Source organism: Actinomadura rugatobispora, assembly GCF_055379765.1.
In genome coordinates this window covers 1,199,456-1,223,675 of sequence record NZ_AP029191.1, presented here as the reverse complement: position 1 = coordinate 1,223,675, position 24,220 = coordinate 1,199,456, and the positions used below count along the sequence as shown (strand labels likewise).

18 protein-coding genes are annotated in these 24,220 nt (G+C 74.1%); 10 read left to right on the top strand and 8 right to left on the bottom strand.

Annotated features, from left to right (window positions below; all coding sequences use genetic code 11):
• Position 1: 1 nt before the first annotated feature.
• The gene (locus tag ACZ466_RS04825; protein ID WP_378282037.1) at positions 2–583 is read right to left on the bottom strand and encodes a TetR/AcrR family transcriptional regulator; all 582 of its coding nucleotides are present in this window, start codon (positions 581–583) and stop codon (positions 2–4) included.
• Between the two features lie 20 nt (positions 584–603).
• Complete coding sequence (locus tag ACZ466_RS04820) at positions 604–1,164, bottom strand: methylated-DNA--[protein]-cysteine S-methyltransferase (RefSeq protein WP_378282038.1); 561 nt, start codon at positions 1,162–1,164, stop codon at positions 604–606.
• A 166-nt stretch (positions 1,165–1,330) separates the two neighbouring features.
• On the opposite strand from ACZ466_RS04820, the gene ACZ466_RS04815 reads away from it, so the two are divergent.
• Complete coding sequence (locus tag ACZ466_RS04815; protein WP_378282039.1) at positions 1,331–2,554, top strand: RNA-guided endonuclease InsQ/TnpB family protein; 1,224 nt, start codon at positions 1,331–1,333, stop codon at positions 2,552–2,554.
• A gap of 42 nt (positions 2,555–2,596) precedes the next feature.
• Here the strand turns inward: ACZ466_RS04815 and ACZ466_RS04810 are convergent, their stop codons facing one another.
• The 3 genes from ACZ466_RS04810 to ACZ466_RS04800 form a co-directional block, all read right to left on the bottom strand.
• Positions 2,597–3,850, bottom strand: a complete 1,254-nt coding sequence (locus tag ACZ466_RS04810; RefSeq protein ID WP_378282040.1) for an MFS transporter — start codon at positions 3,848–3,850, stop codon at positions 2,597–2,599.
• A gap of 107 nt (positions 3,851–3,957) precedes the next feature.
• Complete coding sequence (locus tag ACZ466_RS04805) at positions 3,958–6,618, bottom strand: DUF6493 family protein (RefSeq protein WP_378282041.1); 2,661 nt, start codon at positions 6,616–6,618, stop codon at positions 3,958–3,960.
• A complete protein-coding gene (locus ACZ466_RS04800; RefSeq protein ID WP_378282042.1) occupies positions 6,615–7,970 on the bottom strand; it encodes an SWIM zinc finger family protein in 1,356 nt (451 codons plus the stop codon). Before ACZ466_RS04800 ends, ACZ466_RS04805 begins: the two co-directional genes overlap by 4 nt.
• A 106-nt stretch (positions 7,971–8,076) precedes the next feature.
• Here ACZ466_RS04800 and ACZ466_RS04795 point away from each other — a divergent pair, with 106 nt between their 5' ends.
• The gene (locus ACZ466_RS04795; RefSeq protein WP_378282043.1) at positions 8,077–8,439 is read left to right on the top strand and encodes a hypothetical protein; all 363 of its coding nucleotides are present in this window, start codon (positions 8,077–8,079) and stop codon (positions 8,437–8,439) included.
• Between the two features lie 47 nt (positions 8,440–8,486).
• On the top strand, positions 8,487–8,834 hold the full coding sequence (locus tag ACZ466_RS04790) for a DUF3817 domain-containing protein (protein WP_378282044.1): 348 nt from the start codon (positions 8,487–8,489) through the stop codon (positions 8,832–8,834).
• Positions 8,835–9,787: 953 nt separating this feature from the next.
• Here the strand turns inward: ACZ466_RS04790 and ACZ466_RS04785 are convergent.
• Positions 9,788–10,429, bottom strand: a complete 642-nt coding sequence (locus ACZ466_RS04785) for a GNAT family N-acetyltransferase (RefSeq protein ID WP_378282045.1) — start codon at positions 10,427–10,429, stop codon at positions 9,788–9,790.
• Positions 10,430–10,730: 301 nt separating this feature from the next.
• Here ACZ466_RS04785 and lon point away from each other — a divergent pair, with 301 nt between their 5' ends.
• From lon to ACZ466_RS04765, 4 genes are all read left to right on the top strand, one after another.
• The gene (gene lon, locus ACZ466_RS04780) at positions 10,731–13,130 is read left to right on the top strand and encodes an endopeptidase La (protein WP_378282046.1); all 2,400 of its coding nucleotides are present in this window, start codon (positions 10,731–10,733) and stop codon (positions 13,128–13,130) included.
• A gap of 391 nt (positions 13,131–13,521) precedes the next feature.
• On the top strand, positions 13,522–16,380 hold the full coding sequence (locus ACZ466_RS04775) for an AfsR/SARP family transcriptional regulator (RefSeq protein WP_378282047.1): 2,859 nt from the start codon (positions 13,522–13,524) through the stop codon (positions 16,378–16,380).
• 48 nt (positions 16,381–16,428) lie between these two features.
• The gene (locus ACZ466_RS04770; RefSeq protein WP_378282048.1) at positions 16,429–17,262 is read left to right on the top strand and encodes a TIGR03619 family F420-dependent LLM class oxidoreductase; all 834 of its coding nucleotides are present in this window, start codon (positions 16,429–16,431) and stop codon (positions 17,260–17,262) included.
• Between the two features lie 95 nt (positions 17,263–17,357).
• Positions 17,358–17,942, top strand: a complete 585-nt coding sequence (locus ACZ466_RS04765; RefSeq protein WP_378282049.1) for a VanZ family protein — start codon at positions 17,358–17,360, stop codon at positions 17,940–17,942.
• Here ACZ466_RS04765 and ACZ466_RS04760 read toward each other — a convergent pair.
• A complete protein-coding gene (locus ACZ466_RS04760; protein ID WP_378282050.1) occupies positions 17,926–19,497 on the bottom strand; it encodes a nitroreductase family deazaflavin-dependent oxidoreductase in 1,572 nt (523 codons plus the stop codon). The two genes, ACZ466_RS04765 and ACZ466_RS04760, sit on opposite strands and share 17 nt — an antisense overlap.
• A 207-nt stretch (positions 19,498–19,704) precedes the next feature.
• Between ACZ466_RS04760 and ACZ466_RS04755 the strand changes: the two genes are divergently transcribed.
• On the top strand, positions 19,705–20,811 hold the full coding sequence (locus tag ACZ466_RS04755; RefSeq protein ID WP_378282051.1) for a Gfo/Idh/MocA family protein: 1,107 nt from the start codon (positions 19,705–19,707) through the stop codon (positions 20,809–20,811).
• A gap of 44 nt (positions 20,812–20,855) precedes the next feature.
• Here ACZ466_RS04755 and ACZ466_RS04750 read toward each other — a convergent pair whose 3' ends face one another.
• Complete coding sequence (locus ACZ466_RS04750) at positions 20,856–22,079, bottom strand: RNA-guided endonuclease InsQ/TnpB family protein (protein ID WP_378282052.1); 1,224 nt, start codon at positions 22,077–22,079, stop codon at positions 20,856–20,858.
• 168 nt (positions 22,080–22,247) lie between these two features.
• Here ACZ466_RS04750 and ACZ466_RS04745 point away from each other — a divergent pair, with 168 nt between their 5' ends.
• Entirely contained in the window at positions 22,248–23,105 is an 858-nt protein-coding gene (locus tag ACZ466_RS04745) for a TIM barrel protein (RefSeq protein ID WP_378282053.1), read from the top strand.
• Positions 23,106–23,184: 79 nt separating this feature from the next.
• Positions 23,185–24,216 (top strand): sugar ABC transporter substrate-binding protein, encoded by a 1,032-nt coding sequence (locus tag ACZ466_RS04740; RefSeq protein ID WP_378282054.1) that lies wholly within the window; start codon positions 23,185–23,187, stop codon positions 24,214–24,216.
• The last annotated feature ends 4 nt before the right edge of the window (positions 24,217–24,220 follow it).

Below are 24,220 nucleotides of genomic sequence, written 5' to 3'. Positions count from 1 at the left end.
CTCAGGTCAGGCCGCGGACGGCCTGCGCGACCGCGGCGTCCACGATCGTCGCCGCGGCGGTCTCGCCGGGGCGGCGCTGGGCGAGCTTGGCGGCGGCGTCGACGATGCCCTGGACGAGTTCGGCGCGCAGCTCCGGTTCGGGGATGCCGTTCTCGGCGAGCGCCGCGGTCAGGGGGCGCAGCAGTTGCGCGTGGCCGTCCCTGATGCGTTCGCGGGCGGGTTCGGCCAGCGCGTGCTCGACGAGTGCGACGGCCGCGGCGTGCCGCCCGTCGGTCATGACCTCGAGCTGGGTCCGCACGTACGACTCGACCTTGCCGGAGAGGTCGGCGGAGGCGTCGAGGGAGCCCTCGACCAGGGCCGCCCAGCGGGGGAGTTCCTCTTCGACGATCGCGGCGACCAGGTCGTCGCGGGAGCGGAAGTACTCGTACAGGCCGGGACGGGACAGCCCGACGCGGCGGGCGAGGGCGGCCAGGGACAGCGCTTCGAGGCCCTCTTCGGCGACGAGCGAGCGGGCCGCGTCGAGCAGGATGCGCAGCTGGCGCGCCCGGTGCTCGGCGACCGTGGGTTCGCTGATCCTGGGCACCGGCTCATTCTACGTTTCCGTCAGGGGCCGGTGGCGAGGTCCCAGTCGAGGGTCGCGGGGAGGGCGCCTTCGAGGGTGAGCAGCCACCGTTTCACCTCGACGCCCGAGCCGCCGCTGTAGCCGCCGAGGCCGTTGGACGCCACGACCCGGTGGCAGGGGACGATCACGGGGATCGGGTTGCCGCCCATGACCTGGCCGATGGCCTGGGCCGGGACGCCGGCGCCGCTGCGTTCGCCCAGCTCGCCGTAGGTGACGACCTTGCCGTAGGGCACCGACTCGTACAGCGTCGTCAGCACCTGCCGCTGGAGCGGGGAGGTGAGGCGCCAGTCGATCGGGAGGGCGAAGGCGTGCGGTTCGCCGGAGAAGTAGGCCGCCAGCCCGTCGAGGGCGGCGGCGAGCCGGGCGGGGTCGTCGACGACCGGCAGGCCCGCCCGCGTGGTCGCGCGGGCGCGGGTGCCGGGGGTGTCGCGCCAGCCCAGCCAGGCGATGCCGGTCTCGGTCGCGCCGACCAGGAGCCGGCCGAGCGCCGTGTCGGCCGCGCCGAACGCGAGCGTCGCCGCGGCGGTGTGGGTCTCGTTCATCAAAGGACCTCCGTGGAAACTCCGGCTTGAGGCCGGGGAGGAATCGGACGTCTCCGGAGCAGGGTAGACAAAGGAGATTCGCCCCCTGGGGGCGAATGCCGGTTGACCAGGCGCGATCCAGTACGTTTTCGCTCCTGTGTTCGAGCGTGCAGGGTAGGGTCGCCTCGTGCCGCGTTACCGCCTGGCCCCCACGCCTGAGCAGGAGCAAGCCCTGCTCGGGCATTGTGCGCATGCGCGGTACGTGTGGAACCTTGCCGTGGAGCAGCACGGCTTCTGGTCCCGGCACCGGCGGGGCGGGGCGCCCGGCTACAACGAACAATCCCGGCAGCTCACCCAGGCCCGAGCCGAGTTCGAGTGGTTGCGGGCCGGGTCGCAGACCGTGCAGCAGCAGGCGCTCCGCGATTTCGCGCAGGCGATGGCCAACTTCTTCGCCGGGACGCACAAGCGCCCCACCTGGCGAAGGCAGGGTGTGCATGAGGGGTTCCGGCAGGTCGGCGTCAAACCCCATCAGGTCAAGCGGCTGTCGCGTAAGTGGGGTGCGGTGCTGGTGCCCAAGTGCGGGTGGGTGAGGCTCCGTCTGTCGCGGCCGGTGCCGGAGGGTGTGAGGTCCTACCGGGTGACCCGTGATCGGGCCGGGCGCTGGCATGTGGCGTTCGCGCACGTCCCGCCCCCGGTCTCCGGCCCCGGTGACGGGAGCGTGGTCGGGGTGGATCGCGGCGTCACCGTCAGCGCCGCCCTCTCGACCGGCGACCTGCTGAAGGTCCCCGGCCTCACCCCCGGAGAGAGGCGGCGCCTGCGACTGCTGGCCCGCAAACTCGGGCGCGCCCGGCGCGGCTCCCACCGCCGCGCCGGACTCAAAGCCGCGCTCGCCCGACTCAAGGCCCGCCAGAGCGACCGCCGCAAGAACTGGGTCGAGCAGACCTCCACCAGGCTGGCCCGCGAGTACGACGCGATCGGTGTCGAGGACCTCAACACCCGGGGCATGACCCGCTCCGCCAAAGGCACTATCGAGAGGCCGGGATGCAACGTCGCCGCCAAGGCGGGACTGAACCGGGGCATCCTCGCAAGCGGATGGGCCATGCTGGTCGAGCGGCTGGAGCACAAGGCCCCTGGCCGCGTCCACAAGATCAACCCCGCGTACACCTCGCAGCGCTGCTCGGCGTGCAGGACCATCGACCCGCAGGCGCGCGAGAGCCAAGCGCGCTTCCGGTGCCGGTCCTGCGGCTTCGCCTGCAACGCCGACGTGAACGCGGCACGCAACATCGCCCACGAGATCAGACTCCTCTGCACACTCGTGGACACGGCGGCCGGACCGGCCGTCGCTGCGCGGGGACGCCCCGGGGTACCGGAGCGGACGAACCGCGAACCCCAACCTGTCCTCCTCTACTGAGGCCACGGGGTGGAATCCCCCTCGTTTACGAAGGGGAGGAGGTCAACTCACTCTCTCTCGCATGGTCAGGAGCAGCGCCACTGTCATGGGGAACACCAGGGCCATCGCGACGGTTGCGAGTGCACCGTACGACAGGGCGGTGACGATCGCGCCCGCGGCCAGCCCGCCGACCGCCGCGCCGCCGTTCATGAGCAGGTCGGACAGGCCCTGGACGGCGGGCCGCCGGCCGGCCGGGACCGACTCGGTGAGCAGCGCCGACCCGCCGACCAGCCCGAACGACCAGCCGAGCCCGAGCAGGACCAGCGCGACCGACAGCCGGGTGACGTGGTGCGGCGCGGAGACCGCGGCCAGGGCGGTCGCGGCGGCCAGCAGCGCCATGCCGACGAGCAGGACGGGGATCCGCCCGAACCGGTCGGCCAGCCAGCCCGGGAGCGGGGAGAGGGCGTACATGCCCGCGATGTGCAGGCTGATCACGATCCCGACGACGGTGAGGCTCGCGTGCCCGTGGCCCAGGTGGACCGGGGTCATGACCATGACGGAGACCATCACCATGTGGCTGACCACGATCGCGGCGACCGCGAGGCGGGCCCGCGGGACGGTCCGCAGCACCTCCCACGCGCCGCCGGACGCGGCGGGCTTCCCCGGGTCGGCGGGAGGGGCCGCCGCGTGGAGCGGGTCGGGGCGCAGCAGGGCGACGATCGCGGCCAGTGTCAGCGCGAAGGCGATCGCGGCCAGCGCGTACGGGCCGGCCCAGGGCGCCAGGCCGAGGTTCCGGCCGATCCGGTCGGCGGGCTCGGCGAGGTTGGGGCCCGCGATGGAGCCGATGGTGGTGGCCCAGACGACGGTGGACAGGTCGCGGGCGGTGCGGCCGGGGCTCGACAGGTCGGTGGCGGCGTAGCGGGCGGCCAGCCCGCCGGCGCTGCCGCCGCCCGCGAGGAAGAGCCCGAGCATCAGCAGCGGCCACTGGCCCAGCGCGGTGGCGGCGGTGGCGATCACGGCGCCCGCCACGGCCGCGCCGTAGCCGACGGCGAGCGCGGGGCGCCGTCCGTGCCGGGCGGCGGCCCGCGCCATCGGGACGGCCAGGACCCCGGCGCCCGCGACCGCGCTGGTCTGCGCCAGCCCGCCGATCGCCTCCGAGCCCGACATCGTGGCGGCGGCCAGGGTGCTGATCGCGACGCCGGTGCCGACGCCGATGCCGCCCAGCACCTGGGACGCGGTGAGCACGGCCAGGATCCGGCGCTGCGCGGGATGCGGATCGGCGGGGGCCCGTTCCGCGGTCGTGTCCGGTGCCGTCATCGGCCCCCCTTGCCGTCGAGTAAGCCGCGATTGGCCGGTTTGTTCGTGAAGTGCCCGATCACTATACGGTTCAGGGGTATGTCCTGGGGGGCCGCTTCTGGACCGGTTCAGTTCCGGGCGAGCAGGTCGCGCAGCCGGACCGCCTCCTTGACCGTCCGGCTGGATCCGCCGCGCCCGGCCGCCGCGGCCAGCCCCTCCGGCGCCGGCCCCCGCGCCCCGCTGGTCTCGGCGGTGCGGACGCCCAGCGCCAGCAGGTCGGCCATGCCCGGCACCGGCTTGCTCGCGTGGGCGGTCAGCACGGCCGGAAGCGCCGCCTCGACCGCCCTCCAGACCTCGGCGTGCGCCCCTGCCGCGGCCGCGTCGCCGAGCCCGCCGACCACCCGGCCGAGCTTGGCCTCCCGGTGCGCGGCCAGGGCGCCGGCGGCCGCGCCGACCTCGGCGGCGGGCAGCCGGCCGCGGGCGGCCATGAGCAGGAAGGCGTCCACGGCACAGGTCCGCTCCTGGAGGGGCTCGACCGTGAGGCCGTAGGCCAGCGCCGCCCCGGTCGCCACGCCGGTCGGGCCGTCGCACTCGGCCAGCCCGAGCAGCGCCGCGCCCTGGTCGTGCGGGAAGTCCAGCGTCGACAGCAGTTGCGGCAGCAGGTGCGCCGCGGCGACCTCGGCGTGGGACGGCGCGATCGCGGGCCACCAGGCCGGCGGGCTGGAGTAGCCGGCGAGGGCGAAGGTCTCCGGGGACTCCCTCCATTTCGCCCCGTCGAGGGGGTAGTCCCAGAGCGGGGCCAGCGCCTTCGGGACGTCCCCGACCGGGCGCAGGACCCCCATGAGCGCGACCGCCGGCCGGAACGGCACCTCGGGGAGCCGGACCTCGACGCGTTCGACGAACGGGTCGGCGACCCCGCCCTCCCGCAGCCACGCCGCCACCGCCTGGCCCGCCGGGGACTCCAGCCGTTCCGCGCGGGCGGTCACGCCCGAGCCCGCGGCGGCGTCGCGGGGCAGGCGCAGCAGGGCCTGCACGAGGTCGTGCGGACCGGGCTCGACGCCCGCCGCCTCCAGCCGTTCCACCCGCGCCACCAGCACCTCCGGGTCGAGATGGCCGTTGGCCCGCGTCGGCGTCGCCAGCAGCAGCGGGACCCGCTCGACCCGCTCGGCGACCTCCCGCATCCGCCCGATCAGGAAGTCGCTCATCGGCGCGTCGTGCGGCTCGGCTCCGCGCCGCTCGAGCCGCAGCTCCCCGCCGGCCTTCGGGCGCCAGCGCGCACGCAGCACCGAACGCGCCGCCAGGACCGGCCAGGCCCGCGGTGAATACATGAACCGGTCGTAGTCGGACGCCCGGTACCAGGCGCCCCGGTCGCCCTCGAAGAACCCCTTCAGCGCCGCCCGGAGGGACTTCACGTCGCGGTGGGCGAGCTCGGTGATCCCGGCGGAGATCCGTTCGGAGTCGGTCCAGGACGGCTCCTGGCGCAGCACGACGGCGAACTCCTCGGCCAGCTCGGCCGCGGAGCCGAACGGGCCGGGGAACGCGGACGGGGGAGGCGGCGCGGGCAGTGCCCCGGCCGGGGCGGCGGCCGGGGCCTCGACCTCGCCGAACGCCGCCGCGATCCGTTCGCGCAGATCGTGGGGCAGCGCCGTGGCCGCCTCCCGGACCCGCAGGACGGCCTCCCGGCCCGCCCCCGGCCCGAACTTGACGGCCAGGTCCGTGGCGCGCTCCTGGACGGCGTGCGCCTCGTGCGCGAACGCCACCGCCAGCGCGCAGAGCGTTGCGTCCTTCTGGTCGGCCCGGTCCGCGCTTTGGGCCAGCCATGCCAGCGCCGCCCGCACCAGCTTCTGCTCGGGACGGAACAGCAGCGCCTCGGCGGCCTCCGAGTACGCGGCCGGCCCCAGGCCCCCGGCCGCGTCCACCCGGCGCACCTCGCGCAGCGCGAGCTCGGCGACCCGGGACGGCGCCGCGGGCAGCAGCCGCAGGTAGTCGCGGAGCCGGGCGGTCGCCTCCCCGAGGTCGGGGGCGAGCCTGTCGTGCAACTCGGCGTACCAGCGCAGGTCGGCGACGGTGCCGCCGCGCAGGAACCGGCGCAGGCAGCCGTCCAGCACGGTCGCGCGTTCCAGCCGCTTCTCCTCCGCCAGGGTGAGCACGGCCTCGATCCAGGCCTCCGTCTCCCCCCGCGAGGTGATCAGCCGCCCGATCGCCTCCACCTCGAAGATCCGCGGCATCATCGCCTCGGCCAGCGGATCGCCGGACGCGACGCCGCGCCCGTCCGTCCACCGCACCCAGCCCACGGCGAAGGCGTCCTCCACCGGGACGGGGGCGCCGGCGGAACGGAGCAGGAGCGCGCACGTCCACCAGGCGGTCTCTTCACCGTTCCAGTCCGACTCGGCGGTGGTGCGCAGCAGGCCCGCGAGCCGCCGCCCGACCTCGGCCCGCCACTCGGCGGGACGGCCCTCGGTCGCCTTGACCACGAGCTCGGCCGGGCCGCGGTCGCCGTTGAAACCGAAGCGGGTGACGAGCCGCAGGTCCGCGCGCGACAGCCACCGCGCGGCCGCCGCCGGGCCGGACAGGCAGCCGGCGCCCGTGACCCGCAGGGCCGACTTGACCGGCGTGGCGCTCCAGGCCCACGTGGAGTCCGCCTCCCGGAGCTCGGCCAGCAGGGCGGGCAGCTCCTTGGCGACCCGCTGCCGCTCCTCGTCGGCCAGGCGGGGCACCAGGGCCGCCGCGTACCGGGCGTTGCCGCCCCTGATCGCCTTGTACAGGGCGTCCAGCTTGGTCGTGCTCATCGGCCGGCCTCCCCGCGCACGATCCGGGCGGCGATCACGTGCTTGCACGGGCCCCGCCCGCCCCGGTACTCCGTCCACCACTGGCATGTGCAGGACGCGCCGTCCCCGCCGAACCGCACCCGGTGCAAGCGGTCCTCGACCTTCACCTCCGCCGCGTCGGGCCCGTCCAGGGTGACCATGCCCCGCTCGGCGAGCGCGCGGGCGTCGCGCAGGCGCGGGTTCATCGCGGTCACGCGCTCGGGGTCGTACGGCAGCTCGCGGTGGAAGAACCCGGCCTCGGCGGTGTCGTACCCGACCCGCCCGGCCGTCCCGAGCTGGGTCAGGGCGGCCCGCGCCCGCGGCAGGCCGATGCCCGCCCGCTCGGCCAGCAGGTCGGGTTCCACCCGAGGCTCGAACGACAGCAGCGCCCCCACCAGCTCGGCGTCGTCGGCGGCCTCCTCGGTGGCGAGCGCGTCCAGGACGGCGCCCTCGCCGGAGAAACCGCGGTGCGACTCGGGGGACAGCGCCAGCACGTACCGCATGCCGGGCAGCTCCAGCTCCCACACGCTCGCCGCCGGGCCGCCGCTCGCGGTCACCGCCGGACCGTAGGCGCGCAGGCCGCGGGCGAAGCGCAGCAGCGGCAGCATCGTCCGCAGCCGGTCGGGGCCGGGCAGGCACACCGCGCCGGGGGCGGGACGCGAGGTGATCCGCAGGCCCCTCCCGGCGGGCACCGCCCACAGCACGCCGTTCCTGCCCTTGGGGAGCCCGCGCAGGAACCGCACCGCCTCCGGCCCGGGCAGCGCGGCCCGCGGATCGAAACCGGAGGTGATCACCTGGACCTCGGCGAAGCCGCGCAGCCAGCGGTCGGGCAGCGGCACCTTCTTCTCCACCACCGCGCCGTCCAGCGTGGTGACCGCCAGCTCGTCGGCGCCGACCGCCAGGTGCAGCGGATCGTCCCCGCCCACCCGGGCCAGCGACTCCCGCAGCGGGCCGTTGACGTCGACGTTGGTGGTGCCGCGCTCGTGCACCTCGCCGTCGAGCGCGGGCTGGAGCACGTCCAGCCGCGCGTACACGCCGCAGCAGGCCGAGAACGACTCCAGCCGCAGCCGGTCGCCGTTGCACGTCACCACCGGGTCGCGGAACGAGGTCGGCCGCGGCCGGTGGTAGCGGGTCTGCGCCACGTCCGCCAGGGCCAGCAGCGCCGCCGCGGCCGGCGCGGGCCTGGTCAGCAGGCCGCTGAAGAAGTGCGGGTGCTGCCGTGGCCCGGCGGAGGTGGTGCCGCCGGAGGTCGACAGGCCGAGGAGCCCCCCGGCCAGTCCCGAGGGACGCGAATAGGTGTAGGCCTGGGCGGGGCCCGCCGTGCTGGTCGCCATGCCGCGAACCTAGAGGCAGCGGCCGACAGTTTTCGCGAAAGCGGGCAAACCCGGCCGGTACGGGGTCGGGCGCGGGCTCGGGGGCACCGGGGGTAGGCTCGATGACGTGCGAAGGTTCCTCACCCCCGGCTGGCTCGGGCTGCATGCGCTCGCCATCACCCTGTGCGTCGCCTTCCTGGGCTTCGGGTGGTGGCAGTACGACCGCGCGCAGGCCGGCAACGACCGCAGCTGGGCCTACACCTTCGAGTGGCCGATCTTCGCGATCTTCGTGGTCGTGATGTGGGTCAAGATGATGCGCGACGAGCTCAGCGACGACCCCGCGGGCAAGGCCCCCAAGGTCATCGAGGAGCCCGCGGAGGCCGCGGTCAAGCGGACCATCATCAGCCGGCAGGAGGAAGAGGACCCCCAGCTGGCCGCCTACAACCGGTATCTCGCGCGGCTCAACTCCGAGAGCCACCGGCGCGACTGACCGGCACGGCTCCCTTTCCCCACCCGTACCGCCCAGAGGAGTGATCTGTGGAAGCGGCCATCAACCGGTACCGCGTCATGGCCATCGTCGTCGGCGTGATGCTGCTGCTGGTGGTCTTCGTGGGCATGCCGATCCGCTACATCGGCGGCAACGGCACCCCGTCGGCGATCATCTCCCCGATTCACGGCGCGCTCTACATCGTGTACCTGGGCGTCGCCTTCGACCTGTACCGCAAGGCCGCCTGGCCGCTGAAGCAGATGGTGCTGATGGTGTCGGCGGGCCTGATCCCGTTCCTCGCCTTCTTCATCGAGCGCCGGATCGTCGCCGACGCCCGCGCCGAACTGGAGTCGCGCAAGACCGACCCCGCCCCCGCCGCCGCCACCCACAAGGCCTGACCCACCCCACCCCACACTCGCGGCCCTCGGCCATGTCGGGTGGGCTGGATGCGCCGCGGCCCGTGGGGGCGGGGCACCACCACGGGCCGGGCAGTCGCAGCGGTCGTGCTGCGCGGCGGCCCTGGACGGGGGTCGGGTCTGAGTCCGGGCCACCGGATTGCGTCACGGCTCACAGGCTGTCTGCGCTCGGCGTTCACCTCGCTCTCCTCGGACGGTGACGGTCAGGGGCCGGGAAGGGCCGGACCGGCGGCATGGCTCGACGATGCCGCCGGCCCGGCGCGGAGGGCACCGGTGCCGCGGGGGCGTGCGGCACCGGGCTCCAGGGCACGTTGTCCGATCGCGGCGCGGCGGTCGCCGGGCCGAGACGGCCGAGGACCCGAGGTGTGTCCGAGCGCGCCGCCGTCGCCGCCGGCACCAGGGCGAAAGGGGGGAGGCACCGGCGGCGACGCGACGGGCCCGGAACGTCCTCGGCCGTCCGGACCGACCAGTGGGAGGGATGTCGAGGACGGCGGTCCCGAACCGGTGCGCCGTCCAACGCATGTGACCCTCCCATGATCCGCGGGTTCGGGATCCGGGGCCTTTTGCCGCCCCGGGAGTTTGCCCTTCACCCTGTGTCACGATCTCGTTGCGTTAAGTACCCACCCTTCACGGCGGCGTAAACCAAGGTCAACGAAGAAATGCCGGAGGTAAAGATGATCGGCCGCCCGGCGGCCGAGGCGCGTGACCCGGACTCTCCCGATATTTCCGTTTTTGTCGGGATGGGGTGCCCGGTCAAGGGCGAAGGTGATTAATCCATCTCCGCTGGTAGGGCCGCCGGTGGCGGTGCCATAATCGCGTCCGTTCCCTCCGCGGGGAATTCTCTGGAGACGAGCGCGGGGCCGCCGTGATCGGCGGCCCCGCGATCCCGGATCCGGATCAGCCGTGCCCGGCGGTGTGGGGAGAGATGTGGCCCGTCAGAGGCCGAAGAGCGGGAGGCATGGTTCGAGGCCGCCGATCTGAACGGACACCGTCCGGTGTTGCTCCCAGCGGGTGCGGTCGAGTTCGAGCCGCCGCTCGTAGCCGAGCGCGTCGCGTACTCGGATGCGGGCGGTCCCATTGGGCCGGTATCCGAGCTTTCGGGAGACCGCGTAGGAGGCGGCGTTGTCGGTCAGCGCCGCGCTGACCGCCGACTCGGCGCCCAGCCCGGTGAAGGCCAGTTCCAGTACGGCGGCGCGCATCTCGGTGCCGATGCCCTGCCCCTGGTGGCGCTGCCCCAGCCAGGAGCCGGTACCGACCTCGCGCAGGATCGTGAAGTCCCTGGCGCCGATGCCCTGCACTCCGACGATGCGGCCGTCCAGGAAGACCCCGAGTTGTAGATCCCAGTCCTCGGGGGTCCAGACGGCCAGCTGCCGCCAGTGGAACTGCATGAGACCCCGGGCTCGTTCAGCCGGCGGCAGGTCTGTCCACGGGACGGCGAACGGCATCCGGTCCGGAGGGTGGACGCCCTCGGTCGACAGTTGGGCGAGCGCGTCGAGTTCTTGGAGCGTGGGGAGGCGCAGCTCCAGCCGCGGCGTGCGCACCCGCAGTCGGAACAACGGCCAGTGGGTCACGTTCATCTTGATCCTTCTTCGGCGGCGAGGCGCTCGAAGCCGTCGACTGGTCGTGCAGGCTCGGCCGACACCCCGGTCACGCACCGCATACTGTGCCACCCCGGCTCGCCGAGGTGCCAACCAATTCGCACGTGGCGAGGCCGGCCCCAACCAAGATCCGGAAGGTGCGGGGGCCGCGGGGGCGGGACGCCCGGCGTGATCGCTGACAGCGAACGTTGCTGCGGAAACAAAATCGTGCTCCGTTTTCTTGAGTGAGTATGACTCAACCCGAGTGGGTCATGATCGCTACAGACTTGGAGCTGAGAGCATGAGCGAGACCCTGACGCTGCCGGTCCTGCCCCTGGACGACGGGGCCGTTCTGCCCGGCATGGTCGTGCCCCTCGACCTGTCCGAGAACGAGGTGCGCGCGGCGATCGAGGCGGCCCGGGCGGTGGCCCAGACCAAGGGCCCGGGGATCAGGTCGGCCGTCAAGCCGCGGGTGCTGCTGGTGCCCAGGCTCAACGGCCAGTACGCCGCCGTCGGCACGCTGGGCGTGGTCGAGCAGGAGGGCCGGCTGCCGGGCGGCGAGCCCGGCGCGGTCGTGCGCGGCGTGGAGCGGGTGCGGATCGGCACCGGGACCACCGGGCCGGGCGCGGCGCTGTGGGTGGAGGGCACCCGGATCGAGGTCCCCGCGGCCACCGGGCGCGCCCAGGAACTGGCCAAGGAGTACAAGGGCCTGGTCAGCGCGATCCTGCAGAAGCGCGGCGCCTGGCAGGTCGTGGACGTGGTCCAGGCCATCGACGAGCCCTCCGCGCTCGCCGACAACGCCGGCTACGCCCCGTACCTGTCCGACGAGCAGAAGATCGAGCTGCTGGAGACGGCCGACACCGTCGAGCGGCTCACCCTCGTGATCGGGTGGGCGCGCGACCACCTGGCCGAGCTGGACGTGGCGGAGACGATCCGCAAGGACGTCCAGGAGGGCATGGAGAAGACCCAGCGCGAGTTCCTGTTGCGGCAGCAGCAGGAGGCCATCCGCAAGGAGCTGGCCGAGCTGAACGGCGACCCGGCCGACGAGGAGGACGACTACCGCGCCCGGATCGAGGCGGCGAACCTGCCCGAGAAGGTCCGCGAGGCGGCGCTCAAGGAGGTCGACAAGCTGGAGCGGGCGTCCGACGCCTCCCCGGAGGGCGGCTGGATCCGCACCTGGCTGGACACCGTCCTGGACATCCCGTGGAACGAGCGCACCGAGGACGCCTACGACATCGCCGGCGCCCGGGAGATCCTGGACGCCGACCACGCCGGTCTGGACGACGTCAAGGAGCGCATCATCGAGTACCTCGCGGTGCGCAAGCGGCGTTCCGACCGGGGCATGGGCGTCGTGGGCGGTCGCCGCAGCGGCGCGGTGCTGGCGCTGACCGGTCCTCCCGGGGTCGGCAAGACCTCGCTGGGCGAGTCGGTCGCGCGGGCGATGGGCCGCACGTTCGTCCGGGTGGCGCTGGGCGGCGTCCGGGACGAGGCGGAGATCCGCGGCCACCGGCGCACCTACGTCGGGGCGCTGCCGGGACGCATCGTCCGGGCCATCCGTGAGGCCGGTTCGATGAACCCGGTCGTGCTGCTGGACGAGGTCGACAAGGTCGGCGCCGACTACCGGGGCGACCCGACCGCGGCGCTGCTGGAGGTCCTGGACCCCGAGCAGAACCACACCTTCCGGGACCACTACCTGGAGGTCGAGCTCGACCTGAGCGACGTGCTGTTCCTGGCCACCGCGAACGTGGTGGAGGCGATCCCCGGCCCGCTGCTGGACCGGATGGAGCTGGTGCAGCTGGACGGCTACACCGAGCACGAGAAGGTCACCATCGCCCGCGACCACCTGCTGCCGCGCCAGCTCGACAAGGCGGGGCTGGAGGCGTCGGAGGTGTCGTTCGAGGACGGCGCGCTGCGGCTGCTGGCCGCGGAGTACACGCGGGAGGCGGGCGTGCGGTCGCTGGATCGCTCGATCGCGCGGGTGCTGCGCAAGATCGCCGCGAACGTGGCGCTCGAGAAGACCGAGTTGCCGGTCACGGTCGGCGCCGACGGCCTCAAGGACTACCTGGGCCGGCCCCGGTTCACGCCGGAGGTGGAGCTGAGCAAGTCCGAGCGGCGGACCGGGGTGCCGGGCGTGGCGACGGGGCTGGCGGTCACCGGCGCGGGCGGCGACGTCCTCTACATCGAGGCGTCGCTGGCCGACAAGGAGACCGGTGACACCGGTGTGACGCTGACCGGCCAGCTCGGCGACGTCATGAAGGAGTCGGCCCGGATCGCGCTCAGCTACCTGCGCTCGCGCGGGGCGGAGCTGGAGCTTCCGGTCGGCGACCTGAAGGAGCGCGGCGTGCACGTCCACGTGCCCGCCGGGGCGATCCCGAAGGACGGTCCGAGCGCGGGGATCACGATGACCACGGCGCTGGCCTCGCTGCTGTCGGGGCGGCCGGTCCGGTCCGATGTGGCGATGACCGGTGAGGTGTCGCTGACCGGGCGGGTGCTGCCGATCGGCGGGCTGAAGCAGAAGCTGCTGGCGGCCAGCCGGCTGGGCATCACGACCGCGATCGTGCCCAAGCGCAACGAGCCGGACCTGGAGGACGTGCCGGCCGAGGTGCTGGAGAACATGACGGTGTTCGCGGTCAGCGACGTCCGGGAGGTGCTGGACCTGGCCCTGGAGCCCGCGACCAGCGACGCGACGGTCGCGGCCTGACCGAGAATCGAGGAACGGGCGCCCGTGCCGGTTATCCGGTGCGGGCGTCCGCGCTTAGCGGATTCTTAGCGGCGTGCGTCATGCTCGGCTCGTACAGGGTGGCCTGTAGAGGCCCCTACGGGGGCGGGCATGGTGTGGGTCCTGCGGGGGAAGGTGCTGGTCCGCAGATGCTCCGGGTGCGACAGGCCGCCCTGTGGCGCGAGGCACGGGAGGAGTCTCGCGCCACAGCGTCCTGGGTGGACGGGGACGTCCCCTTCCCCGTTCACCCGGACGCGTGGGAACGGCGCGAGGGCCGACCGCATGTGGCCTCCGCGCGACCGTGGGATCCCTTCGGCCGCGCGGGGACGCTCGTTAGAGTTGCGGGCGTATGGGCGGTGGGCTCTATTTTCGTGTGCTCGGCCCTGTCTCGGCCGAGCGTTCGGGCCGCCCGCTGGATCTCGGCGGCCCGCAGGTCCGTACCGTGCTGGCGCTGCTCCTTCTGGAGCGCGACCGGGTGGTGTCGGTGGAGCGGCTCGTCGATGCCCTCTGGGAGGGCGATCCGCCGAACTCCTGGCGCGTGCAGTTGCAGGGCATGGTGTCCCGGTTGCGCCGGGTGCTGGGCGCGGGCGGCGACCGCGCGTCCGCGCCGATCGAGACGCGCCCGCCCGGCTACCGGTTGCGGATCTCCGCGGGGCAGCTCGACCTGGAGGACTTCCGCGACGAGGTCCGGCGGGCGAGGGAGCGGCTGGCGGCGGGGGAGCCCGGCCCGGCGGCCGCGCTGCTGCGCACCGCCCTGGCGCGCTGGCGCGGCCCGGTCTGCGCCGACCTGCCCTCCCCGTACGTGCGGCGCGCGGCCGACTGGGAGGAGCTGCGGCTGGCCGCGGTGGAGGACCGCGTGGACGCCGACATCGCGCTGGGCCGTCACGACGGCCTGGTGGTGGAGCTGCGCGCGATGGTCCGCGACCATCCGCTGCGGGAGCGCTGCCGGGGGCAGCTGATGACCGTGCTGGCGCGGGCCGGGCGTCCCGCCGACGCGCTGCGCGTGTTCCGCGACGTGCGGGACCGGATGGTGGACGAGCTGGGCATCGAGCCGTCCACCGGCCTCCAGCAGCTGCACCGCGCGATCCTGACGGGCGTGCAGGGGCCGGACGAGCCGGAGGCGGTGCGCGGCCGCCCCTCCGTGGTGCCGCGCCGGCTCCCGGCCGACGTTCCGGGCCATGTCGGCCGGGAGGGCTTGCTGTCGGAGCTGTCGGCCGTGCTCGCCGATCCGGCGCGGACCGCGCCCGCGTGCGTGGCCGTGACGGGGCCCGGCGGCATCGGCAAGACGGCGTTCGTGCTGCGGCTGGCGCACGCGCACCGCGCGGCCTACGGCGACGGGCAGCTGTACGCGCGGCTGCGCGGCCGCACGGGCGGTCCGGCGGAGGTGCTGGCCGGTTTCCTGCACGCGCTGGGCGTCCCGCCCGCGGGGGTGCCGTCCGGGCTGGACGAGCGGGCCGCGCTCTTCCGGGAGCTGCTGGCGTCCCGGCGGGTGCTGATCGTGCTCGACGACGTGGCGGACCTGGCGGACGTGGAGCCGCTGCTGCCCGCCGAGCCGCGCTGCGCCGTGCTGCTGACCAGCCGCCGCAGGCTGCCGGGGGCGGGGGCGGCGGGCGGGCCGCGGGTGGTGACGCTGGAGGCGCTGCCGGGGGAGGCGGGCGCGGTGCTGTTCCGCTCGATCGCGGGCGTGAAGGACGACGAGGCGCCGGGCGAGATCGCCGAGATCGTGCGGCTGTGCGGCGGGCTGCCGCTGGCGATCCGGATCGCCGCGGCGCGGTTGGCGTCGCGGCCCGGCTGGACGGTGGCGGACCTGGTGCGGCGGCTGGCCTCGCACCGCGACCGGCTCGACTGGCTCCAGCACGGGGATCTGGGTGTGCGGGCCAGCTTCCAGGACGCCTACGACGCGCTCACCGGTGACCAGCGGCGCCTGTTCCGCCATCTGGGCCTGCTGGAGGACGCCGAGTTCCCGGCGTGGGTGCCCGGGGCGCTGCTGGGCGGGCGCGCGGAGACCGCGGAACGGCTGCTGAACGACCTGGTCGACGCCCATCTGGTGGAGCCCGCCGGGCGCGGCGTCACGGGTCCGCGCTACCGGGTCCACGATCTGATCCATCTCCTGGCGCGCGAGCTGGTCGGGCGGGACGACGCCCCCTCCCGCCGCGGGGCGGTGCGCAGGCTGCTGGGGGCGTGGCAGGACATCACGGTGGCGGCCGACGCGGGGCTGCCGCACTGGTACGGCCTGGACCCCGTCCCCGATCCGCTCTGGACGGTCCCCGAGGAGGCGCGCGCCGCGGCCCGCGCGGACCCCCTGACCTGGTTCGACGAGGAGCGTCCCCACCTGCACGCCCAGGTCCGCCGCGCCGGGGACGCGGACTGCCACGCCTGGCCGCTGGCGCAGAGCCTCACGACCTATTTCGACATCCGCGGCCGGTACGACGAGTGGGTGGACGTGCTGCACGAGGGGCTGCGGGTCGCCGACCGGCAGGACGACCGGCGCGGGGCGGCGTGCATGCTCGGGCTCCTCGTCGACGCCGAGGGCAGCAGGCTCGATCTCGGCGCCGGCCTCCAGCACGCGGACCGCGCCATGACCACCTACCAGTCGCTCCCGCATCCGCCCGCCGAGCGCGTGCCGGTCCCGTCCCGGCCGCTGTTCGACCCCCTCGGGACGGGCCGCGCCCTCTTCTCCCTGTGCCTGCGCCGCCGCGAGCGGGGCGAGCACGGCGGGTACCTGCCGCTGTTCGAGGAGGCCCGGCAGGCGTTCGAGGCGTGCGGGGCGCCGATGTCCGAGCTGTGGATGCTGAAGAACTGCTGGCTGGCGTACCTGAAGCAGGGCCGGATGGCGGACGGGGCGGCGTGCCTGGCGCGCGGCCTGACGATCCTGGTCAGTCTCGGGGACGACTTCGAGACCGGGTCGGTCATCGGCGAGATCGGCGCGCTGCTGGCCGGCCAGGGGAGGCACGGGGAGGCCGAGGAGCTGGCCCGGGAGACGCTGGAGCGGTCGCCGCACCCGTGGGACGAGGCGGCCGCGCTGGACATCCTGGCGGTGCTCGCCCGTTCGGCGGGCGACACCCACGCGGCCATCGACGCCCACCTCAGGGCGCTGGCGGTGTGGCGGCGGCTCGGGGTGCGGGTGCGGGTGGCGCACACGATGCGGGCGCTGGCCCGGCTGTGCGAGGAGATCGGCGACACCGAGGCGGCCGAGCTCTACCGCTCCGACCCCCTCCTCGCGGGCCCGTGAGGAACACGCGCCAGGAACACGGAGGACGCGCCGCCCGTTCCCCCGCACATGGAGCTCGGCATCAACATCCTCAACTTCGGTCCCTCGGCGACCCCGGACGCGCTCGCGGACTGGGCGCGTTTCGCCGAGGACGGGGGCTTCGGCTTCGCGATGATCTCCGATCATGTCGCGGTGACGCCGGACGTGGCCGGGCAGTATCCGGCGCCGTTCTACGACCCGTTCACCACCCTGGCCTGGCTCGCCGGGCAGACCGGGCGCATCGGGCTCGGCACGACCGTGACCGTGCTGCCGTACCGGCATCCGCTGCAGACCGCCCGCGTTACCGCGAACCTCGACCGGTTCAGCGGGGGCCGGCTCATCTTCGGGGTGGGCGTGGGCTGGGCCCGGCGGGAGTACGCGGCGCTGGGCGTGCCGTTCGAGCGCCGCGGCGCCCTCACGGACGAGTACCTGGACGTGATCGTGCGCGCCTGGACCGAGGACTCCGTGACCTACGGCGGCGAGACCGTCGACCCGCGGCCCCATCCCGCCGCCTCGCCGCATCCGCCGGTCTGGATCGGCGGGCAGAGCGCCGCCGCGTTCCGCCGGGCGGTCCGCTACGGGGACGCCTGGCATCCGATCAACCAGACCCCGGAGCGGGTCCGCGACGACGGCCTGCCCGCGCTCCGCGCCGCCGCCGAGGAACTGGGCCGTCCCGTGCCCGCGCTGGCGCCGCGCATCCGCCTGGACGCCGCCGACCCGGACCGTGCCCGCCGCGAGGCCGACGCGTTCGCCGAACTGGGCGCCACCCACCTCCTCCTGGACACCTACACCGGCGATCCGGCGACCGCCCGTCCGCCCGAGGAGGACCAGCGCCTGCTGGCCGATTTCGCCGCGTCGCTCTGAGCCCGCGCGCTTGACCAGCCCTTTGCATAGTCGCGCCCGGATCGGGGACATGCACCGGCATCGAAGCGGTTCGGGACGCGGTGGAGGTGCGGGGCGTGGCGAGCGCGTCGTTGAAGAAGACCGAGACTCAGAAGACCGAGACTCAGCAGCCGGCATCCAAGCCCAAGACGGGAAAGACCGGCAACAAGAGCGTGAGTACCGCGAAGACGAAGGTCCAGCCCGGCGATCGCAGACCGCCCTGGTACGTCCTGCTGCTCAGGGTGCTCGCCGTGGCGGTCGCGCTCGCGGCGCTGGCGGCGTTCTTCTACTTCTGCTTCCGGCTCACCCTGAGCCCGGTGGCGGACAACGGGCAGGCGGGCGGCAACACCGATCCGGGGCGGTCCCTGCGGTTCTACTTCGACCAGCCGGTGCGGGACGCGCTGCCGCAGGTCGGCGGCAACCTGCTGCTGCTCGCGCCGCTCGGGGTGCTGCTGCCGCTGCTGTCGGCGCGCTTCCGCGGTCCGGTGCGGCTGGGGGTGCTGGCCGTGCTGCTGTCGCTGGCGATCGAGACCGTGCAGGGCCTGGCGGTGCTGGGCCGCGCGTTCGACGTCGACGACGTGATCCTCAACGCGCTCGGCGTGGTGCTGGCCTACGCGCTGCTGGGACGGGCGCTCGCCCGCAAGATCATGGGGCCGGCGTGAGGCGGAAGACGCGCAGCCGCCGGTCGACGCGCTCCACGTAGCGGTCGTAGACGGGCCAGACGCGCACGAGCCGGGGCCACACCTCGTCCCGCTCGGGCCCCTCCAGCAGCGCGGCGGTCACCTTCACGGTGCGGCCGCGGAAGCTGACCTCGGCGGCGGGGTTCTTGAGGAGGTTGCCGGTCCAGGCGGGGTGCCGTTCGCGGCCGAAGTTGGAGCCGACCACGATCCAGGAGCCGTCGGGCTCGGGCATGCAGGCCAGCGGCGCCCGCCGCGGCTGCCCGCTGACGGCGCCGGTGGTGGTGAGCACCAGGCTGGGCACGAGCGACTGGCCGAGCAGGAAGCGGCCGCCGCTGGCCTTGTGGAGGGCCCGGTCGAGCGGCGGGACGATCTTCGGCCCGACCTTGGAGAACCAGGCCGCCCCCGAGACGCGCTCGAAGACCGGGCCCAGGTAGCGCTTGGCGAGGGTCGGCATGGGGCGCTCCTTCGTGGCGGCGGGCTTGCCGGCGGACGTGCGGGGCGGCCGGGGTGCCAGCTTTCCGGCCCGGCGGAGGTGGCCGGACTCGGCCAGCCAGCGCAGCCCGTCCTCGACGGTCTCCTCGAGCGGGCGCAGGGTGAGGGAGAGGGCGTCGAGGGCGGGGGCGTCGTCGGTCGGGACGAGCCTGACCATGAATTCGGCGGCGTCGCGGGTCAGCGGGTAGTCGAAGTCGCGGACGCGCTTGGCCGCGTCCAGCAGCGACCCGGCGCCGAGCATGACCCCGGCCGGGACGCGGAGGCGGCGGCAGCGGACGCCGGTGAGCCGGTCGCACAGGTCGGCGTACTGCGGCCAGGTCAGGTAGTGGCCGCCGAGGAGGAGCCGGTCGGGGGTGGGCCGGGTGGCGGCGCGGGCGAGGGCCTCGCCGAGGTCGCGGACGTCGATGACGGAGACGCCGCCCGGGGGCAGCGGCCAGGCCAGGTCGAGCGCCGCCGAGAGCCCTTCCATGAGGGCGTCCAGGACGGGCTGGTCGGGGCCGCAGACGCCGCCGGGGTAGACGATGGTGACGGGCGCGCCCTCGGCCTGGAGGTCGCGCACGTAGCGTTCGGCGGCGAGCTTGGAGCGGCCGTAGCCGGTGCGCGGCGCGGCCAGCGGGCCGTCGGTGGTGATGCGCGGGCCGGGCGGCGGGACGAACACCGCGATGGTCGACACGTGGACGACGCGTTCCAGGCCGCGGGCGACGGCGCCGCCGACGACGTTGCGGGTGCCGGCGACGTTGACGCGGACCAGGCCGTTCTCGGGGTCGCCGCCGCCTCCCGGTGTGCCGCTTCCGGTCACGCCGATGGCGGCGGCGGCGTGGACGGCGGCGTCGCAGCCGTCGAGCGCTTTGTTCACCGTCGCGGCGTCGAGCATGTCGCCGGTGACCAGTTCGACGTCGCCGGCGGGCACGCCGAGCCGGGCCAGCACCCGGGCGGCCTTGCCGGGGTCGCGGACCAGGGCGCGCGGCCGGTGCCCGGCGTCGAGCAGGGAGCGCACGGTGTGGGAGCCGACGAAGCCGGACGCCCCGGTGAGGAAGACCCGCATGGTCACAAACTAGCGCTTGGTCACGCTTCGCGGAACCGGCGCGCCGGAGCGGCCCGCCGCAAGGGGCCCATTTGCGGACAGGTCGTAACGGCTTCGGGCCAGCGTAGGGCGTTGACCGGAGGTGGAACGCTCCAGCACACTCGGGTTCTGCCGCCGGGGCGCCGGGGCGACCCGGCGGCTCCCCCAGCGAGCCGACCGGGAGGATCGATGAGGATCGGGCTGGCCGGCGCGGGGCGCATCGGGGCGCGCCACGCCGCGGCACTGTGCGAGCTACCCGAGGTGGAGGCGCTGGTCGTGGCCGACGCCGACCCGTCCCGGGCGAGGGATCTGGCGGCCCGGCTGCGGGCCGGTCCGGCGTGCGGAAGGGCGGCGGGCCGGCGCCCGGACGACGCCGCGGCCGTGGACGTGCGCGCGGCGGGCTCGGTGGCCGACCTGTTCGGGGAGGGCCCGCCCGGATCGGCCCTCGACGGCCTGGACGCGCTGGACGGCCTGGACGCCCTGGTCGTGACGGCGGCGACGGACGCGCACGCGGCGCTGGTGGAGCGGGGCGTGCGCGCGCGAATACCGGTGTTCTGCGAGAAGCCGCTCGCCGCGGACCTTGATGGAACGTTCCACATCGTTCGCTCGGCCCGCGCCGCCGGCGTCCCGGTGCAGGTCGGCTTCCAGCGCCGCTTCGACGCCGGCCACATCGCCGCCCGCGAGGCGGTCTCCGCGGGCCGGCTCGGCCGGCTGCACACCGTGCGGTCGTGCAGCTTCGACGCGACCCCGCCGCCGCCCGGGTACGTCCCCGCCTCCGGCGGCCTCTTCCGCGACTGCGCGATCCACGACCTGGACGCCATCCGGCACGTCACCGGGCGGAACGTGGCCTGGGTGATGGCCGCCGGCTCCGACAGGGGCGGGGAGGTCTTCCGCGCGTGCGGCGACGTCGACACCGGCGCCGCGCTGCTCGGCCTCGACGACGGGACCCTCTGCACGATCGGGGCGGGCCGCTACAACGCCGCCGGGTACGACGTCCGCCTGGAGCTGTTCGGCTCCGAGGACAGCATCGTCGCCGGGCTCGACGACCGCACGCCCGTCACCCCCGTCCCGGAACCGGCGCCGGGGCCCGCGCGCCCGCCCGCCTACGCCGGCTTCCTGGACCGCTTCGCCGCCGCCTACGACGCCGAGCTGCGCGCCTTCGTCGACGTGGTCGCGGGACGGCGCACCAACCCCTGCCCGCCCGAGGAGGCGCTCGAGGCGTTCTACCTCGCGGAGGCGTGCGAGATCTCCCGGCGCGAGGGCCGGGTCGTCCACCCTGAGGAGGTACGGCTTTGACCTCCTCCCCCTCGTAAAAACGAGGGGGATTCCAACCCGTGGCCTCAGGAGATGAGGAGGGGTTGAGGTTCGCGGTTCGTCCGCCCCGGCGACCCGGGGCGTCCCCGCGCAGCGACGGCCGGTCCGGCCGCCGTGTCCACGAGCGTGCAGAGGAGTGCGGTCTCGTGGGCGATGTTGCGTGCGGCGTTCACGTCGGCGTTGCAGGCGAAGCCGCAGGACCGGCACCGGAAGCGCGCTTGGCTCTCGCGCGCCTTCGGGTCGATGATCCTGCATGCCGAGCAGCGCTGCGAGGTGTACGCGGGGTTGATCTTGTACACGCGGCCGGGGGCCTTGTCCTCCAGCCGCTCCACCAGCACGGCCCATCCCCCCGCGAGGATGCCCCGGTTCAGCCCCGCCTTGGCGGCGATGTTGCGTCCCGGCCGCTCGAGGGTGCCCTTCGCCGAGCGGGTCATGCCGCGAATGTTGAGGTCCTCGACACCGATCACCTCGAACCCGTGGGCCAGCATCGTGGAGGTCTGCTCCACCCAGTTCTTGCGGCGGTCGCTCTCACGGGCCCTCAGCCGGGCGAGTGCGGCCTTGAGCCTGGCCCGGCGGCTAGAGCCGCGCCGGGCCCGCCCCAGCCTGCGGGCCAGCAGTCGCAGGCGTCGCGTCTCCCCGGGCGTGAGGCCGGGGATTTTGAGCAGGTCCCCGGTGGACAGGGCGGCGCTGACGGTGACGCCCCGGTCCACCCCGATCACGGTCCCGTCGCCGGGGCCGGGGAGCGAGGGCGGGACGTGGGCGAAGGCCACATGCCAGCGCCCGGCCCGATCACGGGTGACCCGGTAGGACTTCACGCCTGCGGGTACGGGCCGCGACAGGCGGAACCTGACCCATCCGCACTTGGGCACCAGCACCGCGCCCCACTTGCGCGACAGCCGCTCGACCTGGTGGGGTTTGACGCCGACCTGCCGGAACCCCTCATGCACACCCTGCTTGCGCCACGTGGGACGGCGGTGGGTACCGGCGAAGAAGTTGCCCATCGCCTGGGCGAAGTCACGCAGTGCCTGCTGCTGCACGGTCTGGGATCCGGCCCGCAACCACGCGAACTCGGCGCGGGCCGCGGTGAGCTGCCGGGACTGTTCGCTGTAGCCGGGTGCCCCGCCCCGCCGGTGCCGGGACCAGAAGCCGTGCTGCTCCACGGCCAGGTTCCACACGTACCGGGCGTGCGCGCAATGCCCGAGCAGAGTTTGCTCCTGCTCGAGCGTGGGGGCCAGGCGGTAACGCGGCACGCGGCGATCCTAGCGTGCACGCTCGAACAAAGTGGCGAAGACGTGCTGGATAGTGCCTGGTCAACCGACATTCGCTCCGGAGGGGCGAGTTTCCTTTCCCTGCCCTGCTCCGCAGGGATCCGATTCCTCCCGGCCTGAAGGGGCCGGGGTTTCCTCGGAGGTTTTTTGATGAAGCTGGCAGGCGCACCCATCTCCTGGGGGGTTTGCGAGGTCCCCGGCTGGGGGCACCAGCTCTCCCCGCGGCGGGTCCTGGCCGAGATGCGCGACCTCGGCCTGACCGCCACCGAACTCGGCCCGGCCGGGTTCCTGCCCGCCGTCCCCGGCGAGCGAGACCGGCTCCTGGCCGAGTACGAGCTCGAGCCGGTCGGCGCGTTCGTCCCGGCCGTCCTGCACGATCCGGCGCACGACCCGCTGCCGGAGGTCGAGCGGGCGATGGACGCGCTGGGCAGCGGCGCGACGCTGATCCTGGCCGCCGCCACCGGCCTCGCCGGGTACGACCGGCGGCCCGCCCTCGACACCGGGGCGTGGCGGACGCTGCTGTGCAACCTCGACGCCATCACCGTGCGCGCCGGCGACCGCGGCCGCTCGGTCGCGCTGCACCCGCACATCGGCACGGTCGTGGAGCGCCGCGCGGAGGTCGAGCGCGTGCTGGGCGGGTGCAGCGTGCCGCTGTGCCTGGACACCGGCCATCTGCTCGCCGGCGGCACCGACCCCCTGCTGCTGGCGCGGTTCGCCGCGCCGCGCGTCTCCCACGTCCACCTCAAGGACGTGGACGTGTCCCTGGCCGACCGGGTGCGGGAGGGGCGGACCTCCTACACCCGGGCCGTGCGCGAGGGCCTCTACCGGCCCCTGGGGCAGGGGGACATCGACATCTCCGGGATCATCCGCGCCCTGGAGTGCTCCGGCTACGACGGCTGGTACGTGATGGAGCAGGACGCCGTCATCACCGAGGAGCCCGAACCCGCCTCCGGGCCGTACGAGGACGTCCGCGCCAGTCTGGAGTACCTGTCGGAAGTGGCGGCATGAAAGTCACCACCGAAACGTAAGTCACTTCTGATACATACTCAGTTCATCCCAGACCATTCGGGGAGAACGGAGCCCAGCGATGAGCCGCACCCGGAGGCAAGCCGAGAGCACGAAGCGCACCGCGCCCAGACGCCCGCGGGCCCTGCCGGCCCTGGCGGCCGCCGGGGTGCTGGCCCTGGGCCTGAGCGCGTGCAGCGGTTCGGGCGGTAAGAAGGCCGAGGAGTCCGCAGGCACCGGAGGCGCCAAGACCGAACGGATGACCGTCGCCATGGTGACCCACTCCGGGCCCGGCGACACGTTCTGGGACATCGTCCAGAAGGGAGCGCAGGCGGCCGCGGCCAAGAGCAACGTCGAGTTCCTGTACTCGGCCGACCCGGACGGCGGCAAGCAGGCCCAGCTCGTCCAGACCGCCATCGACAAGAAGGTGGACGGCATCGTCGTCACCTTCGCCAAGCCCGACGCGATGAAGGACGTGGTCGCCCGCGCCGCCGCCGCGAAGATCCCGGTCGTGTCCATCAACTCCGGCGCCGACGTGTCGGCGCGGTTCGGGGCGGTCGCGCACTTCGGGCAGGACGAGTCGATCGCGGGCGAGGCCGCCGGGCGCGAGCTCGCCAAGATCGGCTCCAAGCGGGCGCTGTGCGTCATCCACGAGCAGGGGAACGTGGGCCTGGAGGACCGCTGCGCCGGGGCGAAGAAGACCTTCGGCGGGGAACTGGAGAACCTGTTCGTCCAGGGCACCAACATGCCGCAGGTGAAGTCGTCCATCACCGCCAAGCTGCAGGCCGACAAGGACGTCGACGGCATCCTCACGCTCGGGGCGCCGTTCGCCGCGACCGCCGTCGACTCGGTGAAGGAGACCAGCAGCAGGGCCAAGGTCGCCACCTTCGACATGAACAAGGACCTGGTGGCCTCGCTCAAGGCCGGGACCATCCACTTCGCCGTCGACCAGCAGCCCTACCTGCAGGGGTACGGGGCCGTCGACGAGCTGTGGCTGCTGAAGAACAACGGCAACGTGATCGGCGGCGGCCGTCCGGTGCTGACCGGGCCCGCCATCGTCACCAAGGACACCGCGGCGGCGATCGAGCAGTTCGCCAACCGAGGGACCCGATGAGCGG

What these genes read in the sequence shown, in the direction of transcription:
- lon (WP_378282046.1), top strand. Translation starts at nt 10,731, where the DNA reads ATGAGCGAGACCCTGACGCTGCCGGTCCTGCCCCTGGACGACGGGGCC.
- ACZ466_RS04800 (WP_378282042.1), bottom strand. Translation starts at nt 7,970, where the DNA reads ATGGCGACCAGCACGGCGGGCCCCGCCCAGGCCTACACCTATTCGCGT.
- ACZ466_RS04740 (WP_378282054.1), top strand. Translation starts at nt 23,185, where the DNA reads ATGAGCCGCACCCGGAGGCAAGCCGAGAGCACGAAGCGCACCGCGCCC.
- ACZ466_RS04760 (WP_378282050.1), bottom strand. Translation starts at nt 19,497, where the DNA reads ATGCGGGTCTTCCTCACCGGGGCGTCCGGCTTCGTCGGCTCCCACACC.
- ACZ466_RS04745 (WP_378282053.1), top strand. Translation starts at nt 22,248, where the DNA reads ATGAAGCTGGCAGGCGCACCCATCTCCTGGGGGGTTTGCGAGGTCCCC.
- ACZ466_RS04820 (WP_378282038.1), bottom strand. Translation starts at nt 1,164, where the DNA reads ATGAACGAGACCCACACCGCCGCGGCGACGCTCGCGTTCGGCGCGGCC.
- ACZ466_RS04770 (WP_378282048.1), top strand. Translation starts at nt 16,429, where the DNA reads ATGGAGCTCGGCATCAACATCCTCAACTTCGGTCCCTCGGCGACCCCG.
- ACZ466_RS04755 (WP_378282051.1), top strand. Translation starts at nt 19,705, where the DNA reads ATGAGGATCGGGCTGGCCGGCGCGGGGCGCATCGGGGCGCGCCACGCC.
- ACZ466_RS04785 (WP_378282045.1), bottom strand. Translation starts at nt 10,429, where the DNA reads ATGAACGTGACCCACTGGCCGTTGTTCCGACTGCGGGTGCGCACGCCG.
- ACZ466_RS04805 (WP_378282041.1), bottom strand. Translation starts at nt 6,618, where the DNA reads ATGAGCACGACCAAGCTGGACGCCCTGTACAAGGCGATCAGGGGCGGC.
- ACZ466_RS04810 (WP_378282040.1), bottom strand. Translation starts at nt 3,850, where the DNA reads ATGACGGCACCGGACACGACCGCGGAACGGGCCCCCGCCGATCCGCAT.